The organism is Streptomyces sp. NPDC059906 (assembly GCF_042730645.1).
Taxonomy (GTDB): Bacteria; Actinomycetota; Actinomycetes; order Streptomycetales; family Streptomycetaceae; genus Streptomyces; species Streptomyces rubrogriseus.
Genome location: NZ_JBHWKU010000008.1, coordinates 17,907 through 35,671 on the forward strand (window position 1 = coordinate 17,907; position 17,765 = coordinate 35,671).

At 71.4% G+C, this 17,765-nt stretch carries 16 protein-coding genes and 1 riboswitch; of the genes, 4 read left to right on the top strand and 12 right to left on the bottom strand.

The window, feature by feature from the left end; all coding sequences use genetic code 11:
• The first annotated feature begins 65 nt into the window (after positions 1-65).
• Both ACFV9J_RS14920 and ACFV9J_RS14925 read left to right on the top strand, forming a co-directional pair.
• Positions 66-944, top strand: a complete 879-nt coding sequence (locus ACFV9J_RS14920) for a helix-turn-helix domain-containing protein (RefSeq protein WP_385354140.1) — start codon at positions 66-68, stop codon at positions 942-944.
• A 32-nt stretch (positions 945-976) separates the two neighbouring features.
• The gene (locus ACFV9J_RS14925; RefSeq protein ID WP_385354142.1) at positions 977-1,840 is read left to right on the top strand and encodes a helix-turn-helix domain-containing protein; all 864 of its coding nucleotides are present in this window, start codon (positions 977-979) and stop codon (positions 1,838-1,840) included.
• Positions 1,841-2,030: 190 nt separating this feature from the next.
• On the opposite strand, the gene ACFV9J_RS14930 is transcribed toward ACFV9J_RS14925, so the two are convergent.
• Entirely contained in the window at positions 2,031-3,224 is a 1,194-nt protein-coding gene (locus tag ACFV9J_RS14930) for an MBL fold metallo-hydrolase (RefSeq protein WP_385354144.1), read from the bottom strand.
• 150 nt (positions 3,225-3,374) lie between these two features.
• Here ACFV9J_RS14930 and ACFV9J_RS14935 point away from each other — a divergent pair, with 150 nt between their 5' ends.
• Positions 3,375-3,995, top strand: a complete 621-nt coding sequence (locus tag ACFV9J_RS14935; protein ID WP_385354146.1) for a TetR/AcrR family transcriptional regulator — start codon at positions 3,375-3,377, stop codon at positions 3,993-3,995.
• Between the two features lie 79 nt (positions 3,996-4,074).
• Here ACFV9J_RS14935 and ACFV9J_RS14940 read toward each other — a convergent pair whose 3' ends face one another.
• Both ACFV9J_RS14940 and ACFV9J_RS14945 read right to left on the bottom strand, forming a co-directional pair.
• The gene (locus ACFV9J_RS14940; RefSeq protein ID WP_385354505.1) at positions 4,075-4,860 is read right to left on the bottom strand and encodes an SGNH/GDSL hydrolase family protein; all 786 of its coding nucleotides are present in this window, start codon (positions 4,858-4,860) and stop codon (positions 4,075-4,077) included.
• 243 nt (positions 4,861-5,103) lie between these two features.
• Positions 5,104-6,057 (bottom strand): peptidoglycan DD-metalloendopeptidase family protein, encoded by a 954-nt coding sequence (locus tag ACFV9J_RS14945; protein WP_385354148.1) that lies wholly within the window; start codon positions 6,055-6,057, stop codon positions 5,104-5,106.
• A 4-nt stretch (positions 6,058-6,061) separates the two neighbouring features.
• Positions 6,062-6,218, bottom strand: a riboswitch (cyclic di-AMP (ydaO/yuaA leader).
• A gap of 424 nt (positions 6,219-6,642) precedes the next feature.
• Between ACFV9J_RS14945 and ACFV9J_RS14950 the strand changes: the two genes are divergently transcribed.
• Entirely contained in the window at positions 6,643-7,440 is a 798-nt protein-coding gene (locus tag ACFV9J_RS14950) for a tyrosine-protein phosphatase (RefSeq protein ID WP_385354150.1), read from the top strand.
• Between the two features lie 21 nt (positions 7,441-7,461).
• Here ACFV9J_RS14950 and ACFV9J_RS14955 read toward each other — a convergent pair whose 3' ends face one another.
• The 9 genes from ACFV9J_RS14955 to ACFV9J_RS14995 all read right to left on the bottom strand — a co-directional run bounded on the left by ACFV9J_RS14955 (position 7,462) and on the right by ACFV9J_RS14995 (position 17,702).
• Complete coding sequence (locus ACFV9J_RS14955; RefSeq protein WP_356863610.1) at positions 7,462-7,581, bottom strand: DUF6126 family protein; 120 nt, start codon at positions 7,579-7,581, stop codon at positions 7,462-7,464.
• A complete protein-coding gene (locus tag ACFV9J_RS14960) occupies positions 7,578-8,192 on the bottom strand; it encodes a helix-turn-helix domain-containing protein (protein WP_385354153.1) in 615 nt (204 codons plus the stop codon). Before ACFV9J_RS14960 ends, ACFV9J_RS14955 begins: the two co-directional genes overlap by 4 nt.
• Before the next feature lie 73 nt (positions 8,193-8,265).
• Positions 8,266-9,651 (bottom strand): aspartate aminotransferase family protein, encoded by a 1,386-nt coding sequence (locus ACFV9J_RS14965; RefSeq protein WP_385354155.1) that lies wholly within the window; start codon positions 9,649-9,651, stop codon positions 8,266-8,268.
• Entirely contained in the window at positions 9,648-11,621 is a 1,974-nt protein-coding gene (gene dxs / locus ACFV9J_RS14970) for a 1-deoxy-D-xylulose-5-phosphate synthase (RefSeq protein WP_385354157.1), read from the bottom strand. Before dxs ends, ACFV9J_RS14965 begins: the two co-directional genes overlap by 4 nt.
• A 28-nt stretch (positions 11,622-11,649) precedes the next feature.
• Positions 11,650-12,804, bottom strand: a complete 1,155-nt coding sequence (gene ispG / locus ACFV9J_RS14975; protein WP_385354159.1) for a flavodoxin-dependent (E)-4-hydroxy-3-methylbut-2-enyl-diphosphate synthase — start codon at positions 12,802-12,804, stop codon at positions 11,650-11,652.
• Between the two features lie 4 nt (positions 12,805-12,808).
• Positions 12,809-13,831 (bottom strand): adenosyl-hopene transferase HpnH, encoded by a 1,023-nt coding sequence (gene hpnH / locus ACFV9J_RS14980; RefSeq protein ID WP_003972231.1) that lies wholly within the window; start codon positions 13,829-13,831, stop codon positions 12,809-12,811.
• Positions 13,832-13,837: 6 nt separating this feature from the next.
• Positions 13,838-14,479 (bottom strand): 1-hydroxy-2-methyl-2-butenyl 4-diphosphate reductase, encoded by a 642-nt coding sequence (locus ACFV9J_RS14985; RefSeq protein ID WP_385354162.1) that lies wholly within the window; start codon positions 14,477-14,479, stop codon positions 13,838-13,840.
• On the bottom strand, positions 14,479-16,521 hold the full coding sequence (gene shc / locus ACFV9J_RS14990) for a squalene--hopene cyclase (RefSeq protein ID WP_385354164.1): 2,043 nt from the start codon (positions 16,519-16,521) through the stop codon (positions 14,479-14,481). The genes ACFV9J_RS14985 and shc overlap by 1 nt, the downstream gene beginning before the upstream one ends.
• Before the next feature lie 116 nt (positions 16,522-16,637).
• Positions 16,638-17,702, bottom strand: coding sequence for a polyprenyl synthetase family protein (locus tag ACFV9J_RS14995; protein ID WP_385354507.1), 1,065 nt, complete (start codon positions 17,700-17,702; stop codon positions 16,638-16,640).
• Positions 17,703-17,765: the final 63 nt, after the last annotated feature.

Here is a 17,765-nt window from a genome sequence, read left to right on the forward strand (position 1 = left end):
TGAATCCATCCAGGGAGAGAAATATCCCTGGCACTACGGTTGCGTCCCGAGCGACCCTGGGCAGCATGAGCAGTCATGCACGCCCCGGCGAGCTCGGGGCCTTCCTCAAAGCTCGCCGTGCCGAGCTGAGCCCCTCCGCGGCCGGCCTGCCCGACACCGGGGGCCGCCGCCGGGTCACGGGGCTCAGGCGCGAAGAGGTTGCCCGGCTGGCGTCGATCAGCACCGACTACTACACCCGCCTGGAACAGGGACGCATCCAGGGCTCTGCGCCCGTGCTGAACACGCTCGCCCGAGTCCTGCGGCTTGATGCCGATCAGCGGGCCTACCTCTTCGGCCTCGCCGGCCGCCTGCCCGACCGGCCGACGCGCCGCGCACCGCAGCAGGTGCAGCCCCGGCTGCAACGACTCCTCGACGACCTGGGCACCACACCGGGAATTGTCCTCGGCCGCCGTATGGACATTCTCGCCTGGAATCCACTTGCAGCGGCCCTCGTCACGGACTTCGCGAGAATTCCGGAAAAGCACCGGAACTATCTGCGCCTGCTCTTCACCGACCCGGCCATGCGGAAGCTGTACACCGACTGGAAGAACGTGGCCCACACCTGCGTGGCTCAGCTGCGTATGGAAGCCGCCCGCGACCCCGACAGCCCGCGTCTGGCCGCCCTCGTCGGAGAGCTGTCGGTGCAGGACGCCGATTTCCGCACCTGGTGGGCCGCCCACCACGTCGCCGTACGCGGCGTCGGCACCAAAACCCTCAACCACCCCCTCGTCGGCGAACTGACCCTCGACTGGGACACCCTCGCCTCCACCACCCACACCGACCAGCAGCTCGTCATCTGGACCGCCGAACCCGGCACCCCCTCCCACGACGCCCTGTGCATCCTCGCCTCCTGGGCCGACACCACCCAGCGCACCCCCGACACCGACCAGTCGCTGCCCCGCTGACCCCCGCACGGGCTCACTGCCACACTGGAACCATGAGCAGCTCCCACCGGGACCAGAAGGAACTGGGCACCTTCCTCAAGACCCGCCGGGCCGGCCTGGAACCCGGACAGGTCGGCCTGCCCGACACCGGCCCCCACCGCAAGGTGCCGGGTCTGCGCCGTGAGGAAGTGGCGGAGCTCGCTTCGATCAGCACCGACTACTACACGCGCGTCGAGCAGGGCCGCATGCAGGCATCCCTCCCCGTCCTGCACGCCATCGCCCAGGCACTACGCCTCACCGACGACCAGCGCGCCTACCTCTTCGGCCTCGCCGGCCACCCACCGGTCCAGCCGCCCACCCGGCCCGACAGCGCCGTCACCGCACACACCCGGCGCCTCCTCGACCAGCTCACCCAGTCCCCCGCGCTGGTCCTGTCCGACACCATGGACGTCCTGGCCTGGAACCGACTCGCCGCAGCCCTCCTCACCGACTTCGGACAGATCCCCGAGCAGGACCGCAACTACGTCTGGCTCCTGTTCAACGACCCCGCACTGCGCGCCCTCTACGACGACTGGGAGACCGGAGCCCACGCCTGCGTGGCCTACCTCCGCATGCACACCGCACACCGCCCGGACGACCCCCGCCTCCAGGCCCTCGTGACACGGATGACACCGCACACCGACTTCCAGCACTGGTGGCAGGCGCGCGAAGTCGCCGTCCAAAGCACCGGCAACAAAATCTTCCACCACCCCGTCGCCGGCACCCTCACGCTCGACTGGGACACCCTGACCAGCACCAACGTCCCCGACCAGCACATCGTCATCTGGACCGCACCACCCGACAGCCCGTCCGAGCAAGCTCTCCGCCACCTGGCCACCACGACGGCGGTTCGATTCGATTCGGTGAGACATCTCTGAATGCCGGGAGACCGTTCCCATCAGCTCGGCGAGACCATGCACCGGCTCCATGGAACCGCAGCCCTGGACGAATCTGGGCCGCGCTCCGCGCGGGGCGCTCCGTCCGAGGTTCGCAGCAGACGACGCCGTTCGTCAGCAGGGAGACGCTCCAGCATCTGGGCCATCTCCCCCATCTTGTCCCCGACCGGCCTCACCGCTCCCCCGCGAGGTCGAGATCACCCCTGCTCGTCCCGGCCACGCCTTCGACGATCCGGGGGCGCCGCCACGGATGCGCGATCGGACCCGACACCGCCCGCCACCACGCCTCCACCGGCAGCTCCCCCGCCGGCTCGAACGGCTCCCCCGGCCGCGGGAACGCCACCGCCTGGCCGACCTCCTCAGCCGCCTCCTTCGTCCACTCCCCCGGCTCCGCCCACGGGTGCGGCGCCAGGTTGAAGGTGCCCCAGTGGATCGGCAGCAGGGCGCCGTGCGGACGGCCGCCCTGGAGGTCGAGGTGGGCACGGACGCCCTCCTCGGGGGTCATGTGGATGTCCGGCCAGAACTCGGCGTACGCCCCCAGCTGGATCATCGTGGCGTCGAACGGGCCGTGCGCGGCGCCGATCTCGCGGAATCCGTCGAAATAGCCGGTGTCCCCGCTGTGGTACACGCGGTGTTCGGAACCGGCGACCACCCAGGACGCCCAGAGGGTGTGCTGGGTGTTGCGCAGCCCGCGCCCGCAGAAGTGCCGGGCCGGGGTGGCGGTGAGGGTGAGGCCGCCGACGCCCGTCGACTCGTGCCAGTCCAGCTCGCGCAGCCGGTCGGGGGAGACACCCCAGTGTTCGAGGTGGCCGCCGACGCCGAGCGGCACGGCGAACACGGTGTCCGTGCCGGCCAGCGCCTTGATGGTGGGCATGTCCAGGTGGTCGTAGTGGTCGTGGGAGATGACGACCACGTCGACCGGGCCCAGGGCGGCAAGTGGCAGCGGGACCGGATGCAGGCGCTTGGGGCCGGCGAAGGGGAAGGGGGAGCAGCGCTCGCCCCACACCGGGTCGAAGAGCACGCGCTGCCCGTCGATCTCGGCGAGCACGCTGGAGTGGCCCATCCAGGTCAGCCGGAGCCCGGTGGCGGGCGGCCGGGCGAGGTCGGCCAGGGTGGTGGCGTGCACCGGGACCGGACCCTGCGGGGACCGGCGCAGCCGCGCCTCCTTGTTGAAGTAGATCTTGGCGAATTCGGCGGCCGATCCGGAGGGCCGGGTCCGTGCCGTGCCCCCGGGGTTCTGGAAGACGCCGTCGCTGAAGTGCGGCGATCTGCGGATGCGCGCCATGCGCTCACCGCTCGGGTCGGCGCCGAAGGCCGCGGGCCGGGGCACGCTGAACCCGGGACTCGGGGAACGGAAAGCGGCCACGGTACCTCCAGGTGGAGTGGTTCAGGCTCTCATTATGGTCGTCTCGTCCTACGCACCTCGAACGACGGATGTGACATCCGTGTTCCCCCGGTCCGTCGCGACCGGGAAGGGCGTCGGCGCACGTCCCGGCGCCTGTATAGGGTGACGTGCGTGGGGAGAGTGCGGTTGAGCGTGGCGGAGCGGCGCGAGGAGCTGCTGGGCGCCGCCATCGAGCAGATATCGGCGCGGGGCGTGGCGGCGTTGCGGATCGCCGACGTGGCCGCGGCGCTCGGCGTCAGCAACGCCCTGGTGCTCTACCACTTCTCCACGAAGGAGCGCCTGGTCGCCGCCGCGTTCACGCATGCCGCCGAGGACGACCTCGCCCGTCTGCGGGGGCTGCTCGCCCGTCGCACGTCGGCGCTGCGCCGGCTGCGGGCGGCCGTGCGGTGGTACGCGCCGACCGGGCCGGCCAAGGGCTGGCGGCTGTGGATCGAGGGCTGGGCGGCGGCGCCGCGCGAGCCCGCGCTGCGGGAGGTCACGCGCGAGCTGGACCGCCAGTGGAAGGCGGCGATCGCCGAGGTCATCGCCGAGGGCGTGGCCGCCGGTGAGTTCTCCTGCCCCGAGCCGGACGCCGCTGCCCTGCGGCTGACGGCGTTGCTGGACGGGCTGGCCGTGCAGCTCACCTCGTACACGGGCACGGTGTCGCGGGCCCGGGCGCAGGAGTGGGTGGACGACGCCCTGGCCCGGGAACTGGGCCTGGAGCGGGCGGCGTTGACACCGACGCGGCGCTAGCACCCAACGGGGCACCGGCCCGTCGGTGCACCGGCCCGTCGGACGCCGGCCGCCGGGACACCACCGACCCCCGTCCGCGTCAGGCCACCGACGCGATCCACGTCTTGATGTCGTCCGGCGACAGCGTCCCCTTGGCCGTCACGTGGTCGCCCGACGACTCGCCCCGCAGCCTGCGCCCGATCCACGGCACCAGGTACTCGCGCGCCCAGTGCACGTCGTCGCGCCGGACGTCGAGCGTGCCGCGCGGCGGCAGGGGCGGCCAGGGCTGGTCCGGGTCGGCCGGAACGCGCAGGCCCAGGGCCTGCCCCGCGCGCAGCGCCACCCGGGTGTGACCCTCCGGCGACAGGTGCAGCCGGTCGGCGTCCCACGCCCTGCGGTCCTGGACGCTCCGCAGCGACCACAGGTCGAGCACCGGGCAGCCGTAGCGGTCGGCGACGGCGCGGACGTGCCCGTTGTACGTGGCGATCTTGCCGCGCAGGTGCTTGAGGACCGGCACCCCACGGGTGTCGAACCCGGTGGTCACCAGGACGGTTCCGGCCGCGGCGGTCAGCGCGGCCACCGCCAGCTCGAACCGCTCGGCGACCTCGTCGGGATCGGTGCCGGGCCGGATGATGTCGTTGCCGCCCGCCGCGAACGAGACGAGGTCCGGCGCGAGTCCGACGACCCGCGGTACCTGCTCCGCCACGATCTGGTCGAGGAGCCTGCCGCGCACGGCGAGGTTCGTGTACGTGAAGTCGCCCTCGGGGCGCCGGTCCGCGAGCAGTACGGCCAGCCGGTCGGCCCAGCCGACGAACGCCCCGTCGGGGCCGGGGTCGCCGACGCCCTCGGTGAAGCTGTCCCCCACCGCCACGTACGACCCGATCACTGCTCTGCTGTCACTCTTCGAATCGTCTGCCACATCGGCCCATGATTCACCTTGGAATGTGACCTACGCGACCGTAGGGCGGGATTGACGGGCGGTGAGAAAGGCCACGCCTAAAGTATTCGTCAATTCCGGAATACGCGAGGGCCCTGCACGGCGCGCACACCGGGGTCCGGACACGCCGAAGGCCGGACCCGGGGATCGGGGTCCGGCCTTCGGGGCGCGGGGGCCGCGCGGAACCGGTCGTCAGACGGAGACGCCGTGCGAGCGCAGGAATGCCAGCGGGTCGATGTCCGAGCCGTAGTCCGGCGTGGTGCGGATCTCGAAGTGCAGGTGCGGGCCGGTCACGTTGCCGGTGGCACCCGAGAGGCCGACCTGCTGACCCGCCGTCACCGACTGACCGGCGGAGACGGAGAGCGAGGAGAGGTGAGCGTACTGGGCGTAGTGGCCGTCGGCGAGCTGGATGACGACCTGGTTGCCGTACGCGCCGCCCCAGCCGGCGGAGACGACGGTGCCCGCGCCGACGGCCTTGAGGGAGGTGCCGGTCGGGACGACGAAGTCGGTGCCGGTGTGGTAGCCGCTGGACCACATGCTGCCGGACTGGTGGTACGGGGTGCCGACGGTGCCGCCCGCGACGGGGGAGGTGTAGCCGCTGGTGGTGCCCGTGGACTGGCTGCCGGTGTCCGAGGAGGAGGCCTTCTCGGCGTCCGCCGACTTCTGGGCCGGCTTCGCGGCGGCGGACTTCTCGGCGGGCTTCTCGGCGGGCTTCTCGGCGGACTTCTGCGCGGGCTTCTGCGACTGCGCGGAGGACGGCGCCGACGACTTGGCGGCCTGGCCGCCGATCGAGAGCTTCAGGCCGGGGTGGATCAGCGACGGGTCGGAACCGACGGCCTCGCGGTTGTCCGTGTAGAGCTTCTTCCAGCCGCCGTCGACGTCCTGCTCGTCGGCGATCTTCGAAAGGTAGTCGCCGCTCTTCACGGTGTAGGTGCGCGAGTCGGAGTTCTTCTCGGCGGCGGCCTTCTTGGCCGAGGCCGGAACGGACTGCGCGGCCTGCTCGGAAACGGAGTGCGCGGGAGCGGCGTTGGCGGCGGCGGCACCCATCAGCGGGAGCGCGAGCGCGGCGCCGCCGGTTCCGGCGACGGCGATGGTGCGGGTCAGGCGCATGGCCCTGGTACGGCGGTGCTTACCCTTCGCGGGCATGGCGAATTCCTCTCCGGCGCCTGCGAGGTGAGCTGTCGGGTGCGGGCTGGAGATGCCCGGCCGCGCAGAACGCGGCTTTACCCCAAGCCGTTCCGGGAACCGGAACAGGCAGTTCTACCTGTGGGTCCCCCGCTCCTGCCGTGTACGGGTGGTCGATGAGTGCGGGCTCCGGTCGGCGGCAGGATTAGGCGTCCGTCCGGATCGGTGGTGAACGTAAGGGACCAAGACGCACACGGACAAGCGAGGGGTTCCCCCGGCGGGTGTTCCGATTGATCCTTTACGGGAATATCCGGTAACCCTGCGTCGATTTCCGCCGCGCGCTTTTGCCTAAAGCCCCTTGAGAAACAGTTGAATTACGTGAACATGACGGGCAACGCACGGTCACGGATATGACGCTGCTCACGCGCCTCGCATTCACCTTCCGCCATTTCAGGGCCAGTTGCTATTAAGGCACCAATTCGGACAGAAGGCTCTTATCGGCTCGGAATATCCCTCGGGGCGCCATTTCGCGCCCAGGTGATGCCGTATCGTCTGGTGGAGCCCGTCGGCGAGCAGCGGCGGCGGGGCGGAGTGGGAGGAGCCCCCGTGACGCAGCAGGTCCCGTCGACCGAACCCGAGCTGACCGGTGTGCGCAACTTCCGGGACGTGGGCGGACTGCCCACCGTGGACGGGCGGCGGGTGCGGCAGGGGGTGCTGTTCCGCAGCGGTCACCTGGCTCACGCCACCGGGGAGGACGCCGCGTTCCTGGCCTCGCTGGGCCTGCACACGATCTTCGACTTCCGCAACGCGGCCGACCAGAAGCTCGAGGGCCCGGACGTCGACCTGCCGGGCGTGCGCAATGTGAACCTGCCGCTGAGCGACCCGGCCGACGGCGCCGAGTTCTGGAAGATGGTCCGTGACGGCGACCTCGACCAGCTGCGCGAGATCCTGGCCGACGGCAAGGGCGCGGACCGGATGATCGGCTCCTACCGCGCGATCGTCACGGAGCGCACTGCGGAGCACTCCCGCATCCTGCACGCGCTCGCCGAGGACAGCGTCCCGGCCCTGATGCACTGCGCCGCCGGAAAGGACCGCGCGGGCCTGTCGATCGCCGTCACCCTGCTCGCCCTGGGCGTCGAGCGCGAGGCCGTCGTCGAGGACTACCTGAAGTCGAACGCCGCGCACCGCCGCTACAAGGTGCGCCGCAGCGGTTCCGCGGCCTCGGCCTACTCCCCCGAGGTCATGGAGCTGCTCAGTCCCCTGTTCGACGCGCGCGCCGAGTACCTGGCGGCGGCCTTCGAGACCGTCGAGGAGACCTGGGGCGGCGTCGACGCCTACCTGGAGCAGGGCCTGCGGCTCACTGCCGGGACCCGGGAGCGGCTGCGCGAGCGGATGCTGGACTGAGCCACCCGCCCGCGGACGGCGCTACTTGGCGCCCACCTCGAACAGCAGGTAGAGGAAGCCGCCGAAGACGTGCCCCAGGGCGATGTAGATGATCAGTCGCACCCACAGGGCGCGCGGGAGCTTCTCCTCCGTGGCACTCATGGCGTCTCTCCGGGGGTCGGGCCGAGGCACAGGGCGGCCGTCGGGCTCTGCAGCAGGGTGTGTACGAACAGCAGCTCGACCCCGTCGGGGTCCTGCGCGGCGATCCGGTGCGGGGTCATCGAGTCGAAGTGGGCGCTGTCCCCCGCGGTGAGCCGGTGCTCGGTGTCCCCGAGGCGCAGTCGCAGCCGGCCCCGCAGGACGTGCAGCCACTCCTCACCGGGGTGCACCCGCACCACGTCGCCCTGGGAGCCGTACGGAACCTGGACGCGCAGGGCCTGCATGCCGCGGCCCGGCGCTCCGGCCCGCCAGTACGTCCAGCCGCCCGCGGCGGTGGGTTCCATGCCGGCGGCGCGCACGACGGCGTCCCGGTCCGCGGCCGTCTCCCCCAGCAGCTCGGCGACGGTCGTACCGTAGACCCGGGCGAGGGAGAGCAGCATCGGCAGCGAGGGCTGGCGCTGCCCGGTCTCCAGGCGGGAGAGGTGGGCGGGCGAGAGCCCTGCGTCGCGGGCCGCGGCCTCCAGGGTGAGGGCGGCCCGCCGCCGCAGCTCACGCAGCTGGGGCGCGACGGCGGCGACCGCCCCCTCGGCGGGGCCGGTCTCGGAGGAGCTCATGGCTCCATTCAGCCCGAGTCTTGCCCGTCAGGCAAACTTCTTGCCTCAGAGGCAAAAAGTTTGCTGCGCACGCTCAGCGGTTGGCCACCGCCTGCTTGACAAGGATCTTCCCGAAGTCCCACATCAGGCCACCGCCATTGTGCGCGTCCTCCATCACCTCCGTGAAGGCGTCGACGAACCGGTCGGCGTCGTCGGTGTCGACGATCAGCGGCGGGATCAGCTTGATCACTTCCAGGTGGTCGCCGGACACCTGGGTCAGGATCCGGTGCCGTTGCAGCAGCGGCACGACCACCATCTGCGCGAACAGTCCCTTCCGCGCCGCCTGCAGCATCGTCCAGCGGCTGCGCAGCTTCAGGGACCTGGGCCGGCCGAACTCGATGCCGATCATCAGTCCGCGGCCCCGGACGTCGGCGAGCAGCTCGTAGCGGTCCACCAGCTCCGCGAGCCGGGACTTCAGCCGCTCCCCCACCGCGGCGGCGTTCGCGACGATCTCCTCGTTCTCCATCACCGACAGCACCGCGAGTCCGGCGGCCATGGCCTGTGCGTTGGACCCGAAGCTGGCCGAGTGGACCTGTACGCGGTCCATCGAGGAGTACACCTTCTGGAAGATCCAGTCCTTGCCCAGGGTGGCCCCCACCGGCACGTATCCGCCGGACAGCGCCTTGGCCACGCAGACCAGGTCGGGCTCCACCCCGTCCGAGTGCTGGTAGGCGTAGAACTTGCCGGTCCGGCCGAGGCCCGTCTGCACCTCGTCGGCGATCAGCAGCGCCTTGTGCCGGTGCAGCAGCTCCTGCGCGGCGAGCAGGTAGCCGGGCGGGGCCTCGTGCACGCCCTTGCCCTGGACCGGCTCCACGATCAGGGCCGCCACGTCGCCCTTCCTCAGCTCCCGCGCCAGGGCGTCCAGGTCGCCGAGCGGGACGGCGGTGTCGGGCAGCAGCGGCGCGAAGCCCTTGCGGAAGCCGTCCTCGCCGTTGACGGAGAGGGAGCCGGTGGTCAGTCCGTGGAAGGCGTGCGAGCAGTACAGGATCCGCTGTCTGCCGGTCGCGTACCGGGCGAACTTCAGCGCGGTCTCGACGGCCTCGGTGCCGCTGTTGCCGAAGAAGACGCGGTCCAGGTGCGGGCTGTAGGAGAGCAGCTTCTCCGCCAGCAGGCCGGGCAGCGGCGGGCAGTCGAAGCGGGTCAGGTCGGCGAGCGAGGCGTCGAGGACGTCGTGCAGCGCCTTGCGGACGACGGGGTGGTGGCGGCCCAGGCCCATCACCGCGAACCCGGCGAGCATGTCCAGGTAGTCGTTGCCGTCCGCGTCCCAGAAGTGCGCGCCCTCGGCACGCTCGTAGACCTTGTCGAAGCCGATGGTGTGCAGCATGCGCGGCAGCTGGTGGTTGAGGTGCTTGGCGTGCAGCTCGTACCGCTCGGCCCCGCGCTCGGCCAAGAGCGCGGCGAGGTCGAACTCCTTGGTCATTCAGTTCTCTCCTTGCGCTGGCATGACGATCCGTCCGTCGCCGGACATCCGTCCGTCGCCGGGCTGTTCCACTGCCGGTCCCCCCCCCGGTCCCCGGCCGGTTCGGCGAGGGCCAGGCTCGCGGCGATCCGGCCGGCGACGTCGACCGGGGTGAGGCCGATGTCCGCGAGCACCTCGGCGCGCTTGGCGTGCGCGAGGAACTGCTCGGGGATGCCGAAGCGGCGTACGGGGACGTCGACCTCGGCGTCGCCGAGCGCCAGCGCCACCGCGGAACCGGCCCCGGCGGCCCGGCTGTTGTCCTCGACCACGGCCACCAGCCGGTGCCGGGCGGCGAGCGGTGCGAGCGCCGGGTCGACCGGCTTGACCCAGCGCGGGTCGACGACGGTGCAGCCGATGCCGCGGGCCTCCAGGAGTTCGGCGGCCCCGAGGCAGACGGGTGCCATCACGCCCACCGCCACGAGCAGCACCTCGGGCCGGTCCGCGGCGTGCAGGACGTCCAGGCCGCCGATCCGGTCGACGGCGGGTACGACGGGACCGACGGACTCCTTCGGGAAGCGCAGCAGCGTCGGCGCGTCGTCCACGGCGACCGCCTCGCGCAGCTGGGCGCGCAGCTGGTCGGCGTCGCGCGGGGCGGCGATCCGCAGCCCGGGGACGACCTGGAGGACGGACATGTCCCACATGCCGTTGTGCGAGGCCCCGTCGACACCGGTGACGCCGGCCCGGTCCAGGACGAAGGTGACGCCGCAGCGGTGCAGTGCCACGTCCATGAGGAGCTGGTCGAAGGCGCGGTTGAGGAAGGTGGCGTAGACGGCGACGACCGGGTGCAGTCCGCCGGTGGCGAGGCCCGCGGCGGACACGGCGGCGTGCTGTTCGGCGATGCCGACGTCCCAGACCCGGTCGGGGAACCGTTCGGCGAAGGGGGCGAGGCCGACCGGGTGCAGCATGGCCGCGGTGATCGCCACCACGTCCGCGCGCTCCTCGCCGATCCGGACGATCTCCTCACCGAACACGGAGGTCCAGGACGGGCCGCCCGCCGGGCTGAGCGGCTCGCAGGTGAGCGGGTCCATCACGCCGACCGTGTGGAAGTGGTCCTCCTCGTCGCGCAGGGCCGGCTCGTAGCCGCGGCCCTTCTCGGTGAGGCAGTGCACGAGCACCGGGCCGTGGAAGCGCTTCGCGCGGCGCAGCGCCGACTCGACGGCGCCGATGTCGTGCCCGTCGATCGGGCCGAGGTACTTCAGTCCCAGGTCCTCGAAGAGCCCCTGCGGGGCGAAGGCGTCCTTGAAGCCCTTCTTGGCGCCGTGCAGGGCCTCGTAGACGGTGTTGCCGACCACGGGCGTGCGCTGGAGCACGTCCTTGCCCCAGGCCAGGGCGCGCTCGTAGCCGTCGGTGGTGCGCAGGGTCGCCAGGTGGTTGGCGAGGCCGCCGATGGTCGGGGCGTACGAGCGTTCGTTGTCGTTGACGACGATGATCAGCGGCCGGTCCCTGGCCGCCGCGATGTTGTTCAGCGCCTCCCAGGCCATGCCGCCGGTGAGCGCGCCGTCACCGATGACGGCGACGACGTGGCTGCGCTCCCCCCGCACCTGGCGGGCCTTGGCGAGGCCGTCGGCCCAGCCGAGGACGGTGGAGGCGTGGCTGTTCTCGATGACGTCGTGCTCGGACTCCTCGCGCGAGGGGTAGCCGGACAGGCCGCCCTTGCTCCGCAGCTTGGAGAAGTCCTGCCGCCCGGTCAGGAGTTTGTGCACGTAGCTCTGGTGGCCGGTGTCCCACAGGATGCGGTCGTCCGGCGACTCGAAGACCCGGTGCAGGGCGACGGTGAGTTCCACCACGCCGAGGTTGGGTCCGAGGTGACCGCCGGTGCGGGCGACCGCGTGCACCAGGAAGTCACGTATCTCGTCGGACAGTTCACCGAGTTCCGCCTCGGACAGCGCCTTCAGGTCGCGTGGTCCCCGGATGTTCTCCAGAATCGTCACGCTCGGGCCCCCTTCGGTCCGTGGTGTGTCAGCTCACGGTGACGGCCGGCTCCCCCGACGCGCCGTCCTTCTCCATCTGCTCCGCGATCCTCATCGCCTCCTCGATGAGGGTCTCCACGATCTTCGACTCGGGCACGGTCTTGACGACCTCGCCCTTGACGAAGATCTGCCCCTTGCCGTTGCCGGAGGCGACGCCGAGGTCGGCCTCGCGGGCCTCGCCGGGGCCGTTGACGACGCAGCCCATGACGGCGACGCGGAGGGGGACCTCCATGCCTTCCAGACCGGCGGTGACCTCCTCGGCCAGCTTGTAGACGTCGACCTGGGCGCGGCCGCAGGACGGGCAGGAGACGATCTCCAGCCGGCGTTCCCTGAGTCCGAGCGACTGGAGGATCTGGATGCCGACCTTGATCTCCTCGACCGGCGGCGCGCTGAGCGACACCCGGATGGTGTCGCCGATGCCCTGGGAGAGGAGCGCGCCGAAGGCGACGGCCGACTTGATGGTGCCCTGGAAGGCCGGGCCCGCCTCCGTCACACCCAGGTGCAGCGGGTAGTCGCACTGGGCGGCGAGTTGCCGGTAGGCCTCGACCATCACGACCGGGTCGTTGTGCTTGACCGAGATCTTGATGTCCCGGAAGTCGTGCTCCTCGAAGAGCGAGGCCTCCCACAGGGCGGACTCGGCGAGCGCCTCGGGCGTCGCCCTGCCGTACTTCTGGAGCAGCCGCCGGTCCAGGGAACCGGCGTTGACCCCGATGCGGATGGGCGTGCCGTGATCGCGGGCCGCCTTGGCGATCTCCTTGACCTTGTCGTCGAACTGCTTGATGTTGCCCGGGTTCACCCGGACCGCCGCGCAGCCCGCCTCGATCGCGGCGAAGACGTACTTGGGCTGGAAGTGGATGTCCGCGATCACCGGGATCTGCGACTTCCGCGCGATGACGGGCAGCGCGTCGGCGTCGTCTTGAGTGGGGCAGGCCACCCGGACGATCTGGCAGCCCGACGCCGTCAGCTCGGCGATCTGCTGGAGCGTCGCCCCGATGTCGGACGTACGGGTCGTCGTCATCGACTGCACCGACACCGGGGCCCCGCCCCCGACCGCCACCGGCCCGACCTGGATCCGCCGCGACACGCGCCGCTCGGCGATCGGCCGGACCGGTACCCCGGGGAGCCCCAAGGGGATGGCGGTCATGACGTCACTCCCGGTTCCCGGAGACCGTCTCCCGCATGGCGCGCAGGGACTCCTTGAGCGAGCCCATGGTGGCCAGGACGGCGGTGGGCTCGTAGCCGCAGTGCGCCATGCAGTTGTCGCAGCGCGGGTCCTTGCCGCGGCCGTACTTGTCCCAGTCGGTCTTCTCGATCAGCTCCCGGTACGTCGGGACGTAGCCGTCGCTCATCAGGTAGCAGGGGCGCTGCCAGCCGAAGAGGGAGTAGTTCGGGATCGCCCAGGCGGTGCACGGGAAGTCGACCTTGCCCTCGAGGAAGTCGAGGAAGAGCGGGGAGTGGTTGAGCCGCCAGCGGGCCCGGTTGCCGCCCGAGAAGGCCTTCTTGAACAGCTCGCGGGTCTGCTCCACGCCCAGGAAGTGCTCCTGGTCGGGTGCCTTCTCGTAGGCGTAGGCGGGCGAGATCATCATCTCGTCGACCTTGAGGTCGTCGTTGAGGAAGTTGAGCACCTCGACGATGGTCTGCGGGGTGTCGGTGTTGAAGAAGGTCGAGTTGGTGGTCACCCGGAAGCCGCGCCGCTTGGCCTCCTTGATGGCCTCCACGGCCTCGTCGAACACGCCCTCCTTGGCCACGGACTCGTCGTGCCGCTCGCGCAGTCCGTCGATGTGCACCGCGAAGGCGAAGTACGGCGAGGGCTTGAACTTGTCCATCTTCTTGCGCATGAGCATGGCGTTGGTGCAGAGGAAGACGTACTTCCGCTTGGCCACCAACTGCCGCACGATCTCGTCGATCTGCGGGTGCATCAGGGGCTCGCCGCCGGCGATGGAGACCATCGGCGCGCCCGATTCCAGCACCGCCCCGACGGCCTGCGCCACCGGCATGCGCTGCTTGAGCACACCGGCGGGGTGCTGGATCTTGCCGCATCCCTCGCACGCCAGGTTGCAGGCGAAGAGCGGTTCCAGTTCCACGATGAGCGGGAACTTGTCCCGTCGGCGAATCTTCTGTTCGGCCAGGTATGTAGCGACCTTGATGGACTGGCGCAGCGGCATGGCCATCTGGGCTCACCTCCGGGGAAGCAACAAAGAACGGTGCCATTCGAAAAATGCGGGAAGAACGGATCGAAGAACGCGGAAAGCCGATATTCCACCGCGCACGGTGCCGATCCGGACGAGTTCGTGTTCTGGAGCGTCCACGACCACCCGGACGGCCGCAACCGGGCGCGGGCCCGTGCGGACGGCGCTCAGGAGCGTGGCCGCGGACTCCATGTCCACGGCGATCGCGCCGGTCGAGCGCAGGTCGGCCCGTTCGGGGCCGCGGACGACGTGGTCCGAGCCGGTCAGTGGCCCGGTGTGGACGGTGCGCCCGGGGACGGCTCGCGCGAGTTCCTTGACGAGCCGGTCGGTCGCGACGCAGGGGACGGTGGAGCGGGGGTCCCGGGTCTCCTCGGCGACGACCAGGTCACCGGGGTGCATGCCGGGCGAGAGTCCGGCGCAGAAGCCCGTGGCGAGCACGGCGGCGCCCTCGAGCGCCGGGTCGGCGAGGACCCGGGTGACCGAGCCTTCGGCCGCATTGGGGCCCATGCCGGTGCGCAGGACGGTGACCGGCCCGCCGGCGCCGGCGCGGTCGCCGGTGCGCAGGGCGAGGTGCTCGATGCCGAGCGCGCAGGCGATCAGCAGCGGGGACGGGCCGGTCTGCGGGGTCATCAGCTGCCCTTCACCTCGGCCGGTGCGGACTCGGTGAGGGCCTCGGCCGTACGGGACTTCTTGGCGAAGGGCTCCCCGTGGACGTACCGGCCGAGAGCGGTGAGCGGGAAGACCTGGCGGTAGAGGTTGTAGTTGATGGAGAAGTCCCACGGGAAGCCGGTGCCCGTGAAGTAGGGCTCGTCCCAGGAGCCGTCCTCCCGCTGGGTGGCCGCCAGCCACTCGATGCCGCGCGCCACGGCCTTGGACTCCCGCTCCCCCGCCGCCAGCAGGGCCATCAGCGCCCAGCCGGTCTGCGAGGCGGTCGAGGCGCCCCGGCCGCTCCACTCCCGGACGTAGCGGTAGGAGCGCAGGTCCTCGCCCCAGCCGCCGTCCTCGTTCTGGACGGACTCCAGCCAGCGCACCGCCCGGCGGATGGCCGGGTGCGAGGTGGGCAGTCCGGCGGCGGTCAGCGCGGGGATCACGGAGCCGGTGCCGTAGACGTAGTTGACGCCCCAGCGGCCGAACCACGAGCCGTCCGCCTCCTGGGCGTCGAGCAGCCACTGGATGCCGCGGCGGGTGCGCGGGTCGTGGGCGAGTCCCTCGACGGCGAGCATCTCGACGACGTGCGCGGTGACGTCCGCGGACGGCGGGTCGATGACCTCGCCGAAGTCGCAGAACGGCAGCCGGTTGGGGAAGGCGCTGGTGTTGTCGACGTCGAAGGCGCCCCAGGCGCCGTTCTTCGACTGCATGCCGAGGTTCCAGCGCACCCCGCGCCCGATCGCCTTCTCCACCCGCTCCGGGTCGTGGTGCCTGACCCGGCGCAGGGCGAGGACGACCTCGGCGGTGTCGTCGATGTCGGGGTAGTTGTCGTTGTGGAACTCGAACGCCCAGCCGCCGGGCGGGAGTCCGGGGCGCTTCACCGACCAGTCGCCGGGGCGCACGATCTGCTCGCCGAGCATCCAGTCCGAGGCCTTCACCAACTGCGGGTGGTCCTCGGGCACGCCCGCGTCGGCCAGCGCGATGGTGGCCAGGCAGGTGTCCCACACCGGGGACTGGCAGGCCTCGATCATCCGGGCGCCGTCCTCGCGCCACACGGCGAAACGGTCCAGCGACTCCAGGCCCGCGCGCATCACGGGGTGTTCGAGGTCGTAACCGAGCAGGTAGAGGGCGATGACCGAGTAGACGGCCGGGGGCTGGATGCCGCCCCAGCAGCCGTCGTTCTCCTGCCGCTCGATGATCCAGCGGGCGGCGCTGTTCATCGCGGCCTTCCGCAGCCGGCGCGGGGCGACCTTGCGGTAGGCGTGCAGGGCCTTGTCGATGCGCTGGAAGGCGCCGTCCCAGCTGGCCGCCGGGGCCAGGGGGCGCGCCGGGTTGGGGCGGACCGGGTCGGTGTGCAGTTCGTCCAGCGGGAACGGCGCGGGACGCACCGGCCGCTTCGCGGAGACGATGGTGAGCGGCACGATGGTCTGCCGGGCCCAGCAGCCGAAGTCGTAGATGTTGAGCGGGACCCAGGTGGGGAAGTAGATGAGCTCCGGCGGGAGTTCGGGCAGGTCGTCCCACTTCCACCAGCCGAACAGGGCCAGCCAGATCCGGGTGAAGACCCGGGCGGAGGCGATGCCGCCGCGGGACCTGATCCACTCGGCGGCCCGCGTCATGTGGGGCGCGTCGGGTGAGTCCCCGGCCAGCCGGAGGGCGACGTAGGCCTCGATGGTCGTGGACAGTTCGCCGGGGCCGCCGTAGAAGGTGGCCCAGGTGCCGTCCTCGCGCTGCTCGCCGCGGATGAACAGCGCGGCGGCGCGGGTGGTCGCCTCGTCCTGGATGCCCAGGAACTGACGCAGGAGCAGGTCCTCGGCGTCCATCGTGACGTTCGTCTCGAGGTCGCCCTTCCACCAGCCCTCGGCGTCCTGTTGGGCGAGCAGGAAGTCGGTGGCACGCCGGGTGGCGCGGGCGGCGGCTTCGGGTACCCCGGCCGCCGCGGCGGGGATCGTGATGTCGGTGTCGCTGGCCGAGGCTGCCAGGGGCCGCAGGGAGGCTCCGGTGCTTCCGTCGGTCGTCGCTGTCATGGCTTCCCCTTCGTGCAGTGTGCATGTGGTGCGTCTGCTGGGTCCGCCGTCGGCCGGTGCTCGTGTCTCCACGACACCGGCCGGCGACTACGCGAGGGCTATTCGACCGATAATGATCATCTCTTTCGTACGACGACGAAGTCCGCGAGTGCCGTGAACCGGTCCCGCACCCGGTCGGGCATGTCGACGGCGTCGAGGGCTTCGATGGCGATGGTGTGCTGGCGACGCGCCTCGTCGGCGGTCCACTCCCGCCCGCCCGCTTCCTCGATGAGGGCGGCACGGGCCGCGAACTCCTCCTCGGAGAAGTTCGCGAAGTCGCTGGCCTTGGCGTCGGCCGTGAGGATCTCGCCGAGCCGCTCGGAGGCGGGCCCGCCGGCCGCGAGGGCGGCGACGACCGGCAGCGACTTCTTGCGCTGGCGCAGGTCGCTCCAGGTCTGCTTGCCGGTGGCGTCCGGGTCGCCCCAGATGCCGAGCAGGTCGTCGACGGCCTGGAAGGCGAGACCGAGGTGGTAGCCGTACTTCTCGAGGGTGTCGGCGGTGTGTTCGTCGGCACCGCCGAGCACCGCTCCGATGGAGCTGGCGCAGGCGATCAGGGCGCCGGTCTTGTTGCCCTCCATCTCCAGGCACTCCTCGACGCCGACGCGGTCGCGGTGCTCGTAGGAGATGTCCTGGGCCTGGCCGTCGATCAGAGAGCGGCTTGCCCTGGTCAGGCGGCGGGTGGCCCGCCCGGCCTCGGCGGTGCCCAGTTCGAGCAGCACCTCGTTGGCCAGGGCGAACAGGGCGTCGCCGACCAGGATGGCCTGGGCGGGGCCGTGCACCTTCCAGACGGTGTCGCGGTGGCGGCGCTGCTCGTCGCCGTCCATCAGGTCGTCGTGCAGGAGGGAGAAGTTGTGGACCAGTTCCACGGCCACCGCGCCGGGCACGCCGGCCTCGGGCGCGGCGCCGGTGACCTCGGCGGAGAGTACGGCGAGCGCGGGGCGGACGGCCTTGCCGCCGTCGCCGTCCGCGGGGTTGCCCTGGGCGTCGATCCAGCCGAAGTGGTAGGCGGCGACGGTGTCCATGGGAGGGGCCAGGCGGTCGACCGCCGCCCGCAGGACCGGCGTGGCCAGGGTCCGGCCGCGCTCCAGAAGCGCGGTCACGTCCACCGTGGTCCGTCGATCGGCCTTCGGGGCCGGGGGCACAGTGGGCACAGTCATTCCTCCAGTTGCGGTGCCGGGAGTGCGGGAGCCGGTCCCGCGCGGATC

Bases quoted from the DNA above. Each gene is read 5' to 3' on its own strand.
- ACFV9J_RS14920 (WP_385354140.1), top strand. From the start codon at position 66: ATGAGCAGTCATGCACGCCCCGGCGAGCTCGGGGCCTTCCTCAAAGCT.
- ACFV9J_RS14925 (WP_385354142.1), top strand. From the start codon at position 977: ATGAGCAGCTCCCACCGGGACCAGAAGGAACTGGGCACCTTCCTCAAG.
- ACFV9J_RS14945 (WP_385354148.1), bottom strand. From the start codon at position 6,057: ATGCCCGCGAAGGGTAAGCACCGCCGTACCAGGGCCATGCGCCTGACC.
- ACFV9J_RS14955 (WP_356863610.1), bottom strand. From the start codon at position 7,581: ATGAGTGCCACGGAGGAGAAGCTCCCGCGCGCCCTGTGGGTGCGACTG.
- ACFV9J_RS14960 (WP_385354153.1), bottom strand. From the start codon at position 8,192: ATGAGCTCCTCCGAGACCGGCCCCGCCGAGGGGGCGGTCGCCGCCGTC.
- ACFV9J_RS14965 (WP_385354155.1), bottom strand. From the start codon at position 9,651: ATGACCAAGGAGTTCGACCTCGCCGCGCTCTTGGCCGAGCGCGGGGCC.
- ispG (WP_385354159.1), bottom strand. From the start codon at position 12,804: ATGACCGCCATCCCCTTGGGGCTCCCCGGGGTACCGGTCCGGCCGATC.
- hpnH (WP_003972231.1), bottom strand. From the start codon at position 13,831: ATGGCCATGCCGCTGCGCCAGTCCATCAAGGTCGCTACATACCTGGCC.
- ACFV9J_RS14985 (WP_385354162.1), bottom strand. From the start codon at position 14,479: ATGACCCCGCAGACCGGCCCGTCCCCGCTGCTGATCGCCTGCGCGCTC.
- shc (WP_385354164.1), bottom strand. From the start codon at position 16,521: ATGACAGCGACGACCGACGGAAGCACCGGAGCCTCCCTGCGGCCCCTG.